The organism is Flavobacterium sp., from assembly GCF_040382755.1.
Classification (GTDB): domain Bacteria; phylum Bacteroidota; class Bacteroidia; order Flavobacteriales; family Flavobacteriaceae; genus Flavobacterium.
In genome coordinates this window covers 1-7,725 of record NZ_JBEIET010000095.1, presented here as the reverse complement: position 1 = coordinate 7,725, position 7,725 = coordinate 1, and the positions used below count along the sequence as shown (strand labels likewise).

General features: G+C 33.4%; 7 protein-coding genes. 5 read left to right on the top strand and 2 right to left on the bottom strand.

What is annotated here, in order from left to right:
* Positions 1-28 precede the first annotated feature (28 nt).
* The 5 genes from ABWO04_RS08610 (at position 29) to ABWO04_RS08590 (ending at position 5,584) form a co-directional block, all read left to right on the top strand.
* Positions 29-766: a metallophosphoesterase family protein gene (locus tag ABWO04_RS08610; protein ID WP_353079162.1), complete on the top strand. Its 738-nt coding sequence runs from the start codon at positions 29-31 to the stop codon at positions 764-766.
* 53 nt (positions 767-819) lie between these two features.
* Positions 820-1,395, top strand: a complete 576-nt coding sequence (locus ABWO04_RS08605) for a PhnA domain-containing protein (protein WP_353079160.1) — start codon at positions 820-822, stop codon at positions 1,393-1,395.
* A 185-nt stretch (positions 1,396-1,580) separates the two neighbouring features.
* Positions 1,581-3,389: a DUF1800 domain-containing protein gene (locus tag ABWO04_RS08600; RefSeq protein WP_353079158.1), complete on the top strand. Its 1,809-nt coding sequence runs from the start codon at positions 1,581-1,583 to the stop codon at positions 3,387-3,389.
* Between the two features lie 5 nt (positions 3,390-3,394).
* Positions 3,395-5,008 carry a T9SS type A sorting domain-containing protein gene (locus tag ABWO04_RS08595; RefSeq protein ID WP_353079156.1) on the top strand — a complete coding sequence of 538 codons (1,614 nt, stop codon included), beginning with the start codon at positions 3,395-3,397 and terminating at the stop codon, positions 5,006-5,008.
* 210 nt (positions 5,009-5,218) lie between these two features.
* Positions 5,219-5,584: a hypothetical protein gene (locus ABWO04_RS08590; RefSeq protein ID WP_353079154.1), complete on the top strand. Its 366-nt coding sequence runs from the start codon at positions 5,219-5,221 to the stop codon at positions 5,582-5,584.
* A gap of 208 nt (positions 5,585-5,792) precedes the next feature.
* Here the strand turns inward: ABWO04_RS08590 and amaB are convergent, their stop codons facing one another.
* Complete coding sequence (gene amaB / locus ABWO04_RS08585) at positions 5,793-7,346, bottom strand: L-piperidine-6-carboxylate dehydrogenase (RefSeq protein WP_353079152.1); 1,554 nt, start codon at positions 7,344-7,346, stop codon at positions 5,793-5,795.
* Between the two features lie 127 nt (positions 7,347-7,473).
* A partial coding sequence (locus tag ABWO04_RS08580) for a cupin domain-containing protein (protein ID WP_502903978.1) occupies positions 7,474-7,725 on the bottom strand: 252 nt, incomplete at its 5' end.

Sequence of the window (7,725 nt, the reverse complement as noted above, 5' to 3'; positions counted from 1 at the left end):
CCTTAGTAACCGTAATTAAAATAAACAAATGAGCAGAACCTTAGTCATTGGCGACATACACGGCGGATTAAAAGCAGTAATTCAAGTGCTACAAAAAGCAGCAATAAAAGCAGATGATACGTTAATTTTTTTAGGAGATTACGTAGATGGTTGGAGCGAATCGCCAGGCGTTTTAGATTTTTTAATTGCCTTATCGGAACAACAAAAATGTATTTTTATAAAAGGAAATCATGATGAATTGCTTTTGGATTGGTTAGAAAATCGACATGAAAACATAAAAGAAGAACTATGGTTTAAACATGGCGGCAAAGCTACTATAGATGCCTACAACACTGTTTCAGAAGCAACAAAACAGCAACACATTACCTTTTTAAAATCATTACGAAATTATTATTTAGATACTGAAAACAGGTTGTTCATTCATGCGGGTTTTACTAATATGAATGGCGTTTCACAGGAATTTTTTCCAAAATTAATGTATTGGGATAGAACGCTTTGGGAAATGGCATTGTGTTTAGATGAAACTATGGATAAAAACTCTCCTTTATATCCAAAAAGATTAAAAATTTATTCTGAAATATTTATAGGTCATACACCTATTTCTAAAACTGAAATCGTGCCGCCGCTTTGTAAAAATTCTGTATGGAATTTAGATACTGGAGCTGCTTTTTTAGGCGTGTTAACCATAATGGATTGTGCCTCTAAAACGTACTGGCAAAGTGAGTTGGTTTCAGAATTATATCCAAATGAAATAGGAAGAAATTAATTCATATATTTGCCCAAAATTAGGAATAAATAACAGCCATAAAAACAGAAATAATGAGTGTAATTGAAAGAAAATTAAAAGACAGAAGCGAGTCAAAATGTGAAATTAGTGGTGCTGAATTGGATTTAGTGGTGTACACGTTACCACCTTATACAGAAGAAAGTTTGGCTCATTCGGTTTTGTTGACCAAGCAATTAAAAGATCAAGTGGAAAACCCAGATACTATGAATCCAAATGATTGGAGAGGCTTATCTGATAGTATGTGGAACGAAAATTTACCAGTTCAAATTTTATCTTGGCGCATGTTAGCGCGTTTAAAAAATATCGATACTTTAGAAATGATGTATTTAGACGAAGAAGCCTTAGAATGGGCAAAAGCTACAGGCGAAGGTGAAGAGGAAGACGAAAATAAAATTGTACATAAAGACAGCAACGGTGCCATTTTAAAAGATGGCGATTCAGTAGTTTTAATTAAAGATTTAGATGTTAAAGGTGCTACGTTTACTGCAAAACGAGGCGCAGCAGTACATAATATAAAAGTAGTTTGGGACGATGCAAACCTGATTGAAGGTAGAGTAGAAAACCAAAATATTTATATTTTAACGCAGTATGTGAAGAAAACGAAGTAATTAGTTAATGTATCGTATTAATCCTGACAGGTTTCAAAAACCTGTCAGGATTTTAGAGATTTAATACCCTGTAAACACCTTATTTGCAGGGTTTTTATTTTAATTATTTTTTTTGTATTTTTATAAAAAATATTAAACTATTTTAAGAATTAATAGTCTAATAATTAATGTGTTAAGTATAGGGTATGGAAAAAAAATATTCGAGAAGAAATCTTTTTAAAAAAGTATTCCTTCGAAGAGAAGAAAGTCAAGATCCTCTTTTTGAAAAATACAAAAGAAAAAACTACGGTTTAAGAAGGTACCAATCTATTGAAGCGAATGCTGACACCAATAGAATAGGTAACATCACAAGTGGTTTAACGCCATATGCTGGTGCTTGGAATACGGCTTCGGTTTTACATTTATTACGAAGAACACAATTTGGTTTTAAGTTTTCAGATGTTAACGGGTTAGTACAAGCGGGTTTTAATTCGAGTGTCAATTCGTTATTAACAGTCCCAAATACACAACCAAATCCACCAGTTAACTACTATCAAAATGTTTTTGCTGATGAGGGAAATATCCCTTACGGTAGTAACTGGACACAACACGCCTTTAATTCAACAAGTATTGGAAACACTACAAATATTTATAGAATAAATAGCGTTGCTTCATGGAATTTGGGCTTGGCATTAAACCAACAACTCAATATAAGAGAGAAAATGACTTGGTTTTGGTATCATTTTATTCCTGTTGATTTTAATACGGTTAGACTTTCTCAAAATACCTACTGTAATACAAATTCAGCAAGAATATCTCACGAATACATTCAAAATTTTAGAACCAATGGTTTAGGCAATTTTAAAACTTTAATACGAAATGTAGCCACACAACCTGCGATGATGTATTATCTAAATAATCAAGCCAATACCAGTAGTGCGCCTGATGAAAACTTTGCTCGAGAAATAATGGAGCTTTTTACGCTTGGTAAAGATCCTTTGAGTCAGTTTACAGAAGCTGATGTGGTGGCAGCAGCAAAAATTCTTACGGGTTGGCGTGTTCAAAATTTAAATACACATCCAACTACAACAAGCTTTGTTTCAACGCAACACAATACGAGTACAAAACAATTTTCAGCTTTTTTTAATAATACTACAATTACAAATAATGGTAGTGCAGAATTAGATGCATTTATCGATATGATATTTTCTAAATCGCAAGTCGTATCCGAATACATTTGTAGAAGATTGTACCGTTATTTTGTATATTATGACATTGATGCCAATATAGAAGCGAATGTTATTGTGCCATTAGCACAACATTTTGTTGCTAATAATTGGGAAATTGCACCTGTTTTAGATAAATTATTTAAAAGTCAGCATTTTTATGATATGGCAAATTATGGAGTGTATATTAAATCACCTTTCGATTTAGTTATTGGTTCGCTTCGTACTTTTAATATCAATTATAACGTAACTGACCAAACAAATCATTTTGCGCAATATTCTGTTTGGAGCGCCATAAGTAGTCGTTATTTACTAACCATGGATCAAACAATGGGAGCCATTCCAAATGTTGCAGGATGGCCAGCCTATTATCAAAATCCAAATTTTCACGAGTATTGGATTAATTCTAATACGGTACAAAAAAGAGCTGCATTTATTGATGCCATTTTTAATGGTTTTAATTTAACATATAGTGGGTTAACAACACGAATTGAAGTAGATGTGATTGCATGGGTTTCTCAGTTTGCACCCGCAGTAATTTCTGATCCAGATTTATTAGTAAACGAATGTGTGAAATATTTACTTCCTATTGATTTAAGCAGTTCCGTAAAAAACAACTTGAAAGTACAGAATCTATTATCAAATCAAGTAGAAAATTATTACTGGTCCGGTGCATGGAGCAATTATGTTAACAATCCAACAAATGCCGGTTTTACAAGTATCGTAAAAACAAGATTAAAAAGTTTGTTACTTGCTATTACGCAACTTTCAGAATATCAACTAATGTAATTGTTATGAAAAGAAGAAATTTTATAAAAACGACTGCTTTAGCCACAACGCCACTTTTATTTAATGGGATTCCAGTTATGGCATCTTCGGAAGTTGATAGTGTAACATTAGAAAAAATGGCACTTTCTGCCATAAACTGTGGTAAAATATTAGTTATTATTCAGCAAAATGGTGGTAATGATGGGCTAAATACGGTTTTCCCATTAGACAAATGGAGTAATTTAGTTAATGCGCGTGCTAATATATTAATGCCTGAAAGTAGTGTATTAACTTTAAATAATAATGCAACTACGGGATTACATCCTGCTATGACAGAAATGAAAAATCTGTACAATAATGGAAAAATGATGATTGTGCAGGGGGTATCGTATCCCAATCCAAATTATAGTCATTTTAGAGCAACTGATATTTGGTTTACGGCATCTGGAAGTAATCAGAATTTAAATAGCGGTTGGCTTGGAAGGGCATTAGATATCAAATATCCAAATTATCCAATGGATTATCCTTCGCCTGAAATGCCGCATCCTTTAGCCATACAAATTGGGTCAACGTTGCCTTTTTCATTGCAAGGACCAAATATGAATATGGGTTACAGTGCTCCAGATCCAAATGCGTTACTTAATGTTATTAATGGTATTACAGACCCTTCGCCAAATTCAGATTATGGCCACGAACTTACTTTTCTTCGATTAATGAAAGACCAAAGTAATGTGTATAGAAATGTGATTCAAACCGCTTATAATTTTGCATTGAACTCGGGAGTTACTTATCCAACAAGTAACAAATTGGCCGACCAGTTAAAAATTGTTGCCAAACTTATTAATGGAGGATTACAAACTCCAGTTTATATTGTAAATCATCCTAATACTCACGATACACACGAAAATCAGGTAGATAGTACTGATAAAACGCAAGGTTCTCAAGCTATAAATTTGACCTTATTGTCTCAAGCTATTGGTGCGTTTCATCAAGAAATTACCTATATGGGTAAAGATAATGATGTGACTGGGATGACGTTTAGTGAATTTGGTAGAAGAATTAAAAGTAACGCAAGTAAAGGTACAGACCACGGTTCGGCAGCGCCAGTTATTTTCTTTGGTGGCGCACTAAACACAAGTCCTCATGAAGTGGCAAATACGACGCACCCAATTCCTGGAATGATAGGAACTTCTCCTGTTTTACCAACAAATGCTGCAGTAAATGATCAAATTCCAATGCAGTTTGATTACAGACAAATTTATACCACCGTGATGCAAGATTGGTTGTGTATGTCTGAAAGTGAAGCCGCTGAGGTTTTAGGAGGCAATTATGTAAAATTACCCATATTTGATGCTACGTTAAGTGATAGTATCAATTTTGAAGATGAAAATAACCAAGGTGTACTTTTGTATCCAAACCCATCTACAGACGGAATTTTAAAGGTTTTGTTTTCAGATACCGTAAATACTAACGTGCAATTTACAGTGTTTTCAGTTAATGGAAGTTTAATTTACAATACTGTAGAATTTATTTTAGAAAATAACAGCACCTTATATTATCAAAATTTATCTTCTGGAATCTATATATTATCTATTGAGTGGAACAGAAAAAAAGTATATAAGAAATTTATTATTGAATAATTAGGGTTTTAATTTGCCGATTTGGCAATATGATACTACAAACCTGTAAAAATATTGCAGGTTTTTTTATTATACTTAAATAATATTTAATAGATTTGAATAATAAAAAACAAGACAAAACTTCGCATAGTTACTAAAATATTTGTTTATATACGAAGTTTTATATTGCATATAATTGAATTCTAAACAATTTAAAAACATCCTGCTAAAATGAAAAAAACATATATTTTCATAATTTGTACTATAGTAATTCTTCTATTTTGTGGAATAGGATTACGTGGAAAAATATCGGGTGAAAAATTCGATTCAAATAAATGGAAAACAACCAAGTTGGATAATGAGAATGATTGGTCCATACGATGGGATATGATGAATAGTTTGAGAAATAATCACAAGTTAGTTGGAATGTCAAAAAATCAAATTGTAAAGTTACTTGGAAAACCTGATAGTAGTTTTTCTACTCCAAAATCATTCAGGTATTATTTGGGATATGCACATTTTGGAATTGACACAGGGAGTTTAATTATAGAATTTGAAAATGAAACTGTAGAAAACTTTTTAGTTACGAGAGGATAAACTATACACAACAGCCCTTTCTCAAGATTGCGAATTTTGTAGTAAATACACGTAAACATTTCGCAAGAAATTTTGTCAACAAAACTAAAAAACCCCTACAAAAAATTTGCAGGGGTTTTTCTATTTCCTGCAAGGTCTTTTTGACCTTGTAGGTATCTCCTTAAAAAACCTACAAGGTTTTTAAAACCTTGCAGGATGTTTCGCTACATTATAAATCAAACTTAATACCTTGCGCTAATGGCAATTGATCCGAATAGTTTACGGTATTGGTTTGTCTTCTCATATACACTTTCCAAGCATCTGAACCGGATTCTCTTCCGCCACCCGTTTCTTTTTCACCACCAAAAGCACCACCAATTTCTGCACCAGAAGTTCCGATGTTTACATTTGCAATTCCACAGTCGGAACCCGCGAAAGATAAAAATTTCTCTGCTTCTTTCATACTGTTTGTCATAATAGCTGAAGATAAACCTTGTGCCACGCCATTTTGTTTTTCAATAGCGTTTTCCACTTCGCCTTCGTATTTCATTAGATATAAAACAGGAGCAAACGTTTCGTGTTGTACAATTTCAAAATGATTTTCAGCTTCAATGATAGCTGGTTTTACATAGCATCCAGATTCGTATCCTTCACCTGATAAAACGCCACCTTCAACTAATACTTTTCCGCCTTCAGCTTTAGCTTTTTCAATTGCGGCTAAATACGTGTTCACTGCATCAGTATCAATAAGCGGCCCAATATGATTTTTCTGATCTAACGGATTCCCAATCGTTAATTGCCCGTAAGCGCCCACAATGGCATCTCTTACTTTATCGTATACACTTTCGTGAATGATTAATCGTCTTGTAGAAGTACATCTTTGTCCAGCTGTTCCTACCGCTCCAAAAACCGCACCAGGAACTACTACTTTTAAATCGGCAGTTGGTGTAATAATAATTGCATTGTTTCCACCTAATTCCAATAAAGATTTTCCGAAACGTTGTGCCACAGTAGTACCAACAATTCTTCCCATTCTGGTAGAACCCGTAGCAGAAATTAATGGAATTCTTACGTCTGTTGTCATCATTTCACCAACTTTGTAATCACCGTTAATGATACAAGAAATTCCTTCTGGTAACTGATTTGCTTTTAAAATATCAGCAATAATATTCTGACAAGCGATAGAACATAAAGGTGCTTTTTCTGAAGCTTTCCACACACAAACGTCACCACAAATCCAAGCTAATGCCGTATTCCAAGCCCAAACCGCTACTGGAAAGTTAAAAGCAGAAATAATTCCTACTACTCCAATAGAATGCCATTGTTCTCTCATTACGTGCCCAGGACGTTCAGACGGAATGGTTTGTCCGTTCAATTGTCGAGATAAACCTACGGCGAAATCGCAAATGTCAATCATTTCTTGTACTTCACCATATCCTTCTTGTAACGATTTCCCCATTTCATAGGAAACTAATTTTCCAAGTGGTTCTTTTAATTCTCTTAATTTATTTCCAAATTGTCTAACAATCTCACCACGTTGAGGTGCTGGCATTGCGCGAAACGATTTGAATGCAGCTGTAGCACTTTGCATTACTTTTTCGTAATCAGCAGCTGTGGTTGTTTTAACTTTTCCGATTAATTGACCATCAACTGGCGAATAACTTTCAATTATTTCTCCAGATGAAAAACTGTTAGAACCCGTTGAGGTTCCGTCATTAATTTCTTTTATTCCAAGTGCTTTTAATGCTTCAGGCATTCCAAATTGTGAGGCTATTGTTGACATTTTTAACTTTTTTAAATGATTTTGTTATTTTTATACAAAGGTAATAAATTGATTTTAACTTTTAGAATTTAGAGTATAGAGAATAGAAAATAGAGTATAGATTATAGAGAATAGAATATAGATGTGGTTATTTTACAAATTTTGGATTGCTTTCCATAACCGTTCCGCATTTTTCACAAGTTCTTTTTTCTTCAGAGGAATAAAAATCATTGAAATGTGTAAGGAAATCATTTTCAATATTGTTCAACTCAAAATATACTTCGTGAAGTTTGTGATTGCACGAATCGCAAAACCAAAGCAATCCGTCTTTTACATCCAAATGATTTCGTTTTTTTTCAATTACTAAACCAATAGAATTTTCTGTTCTGCTTGGCGAATG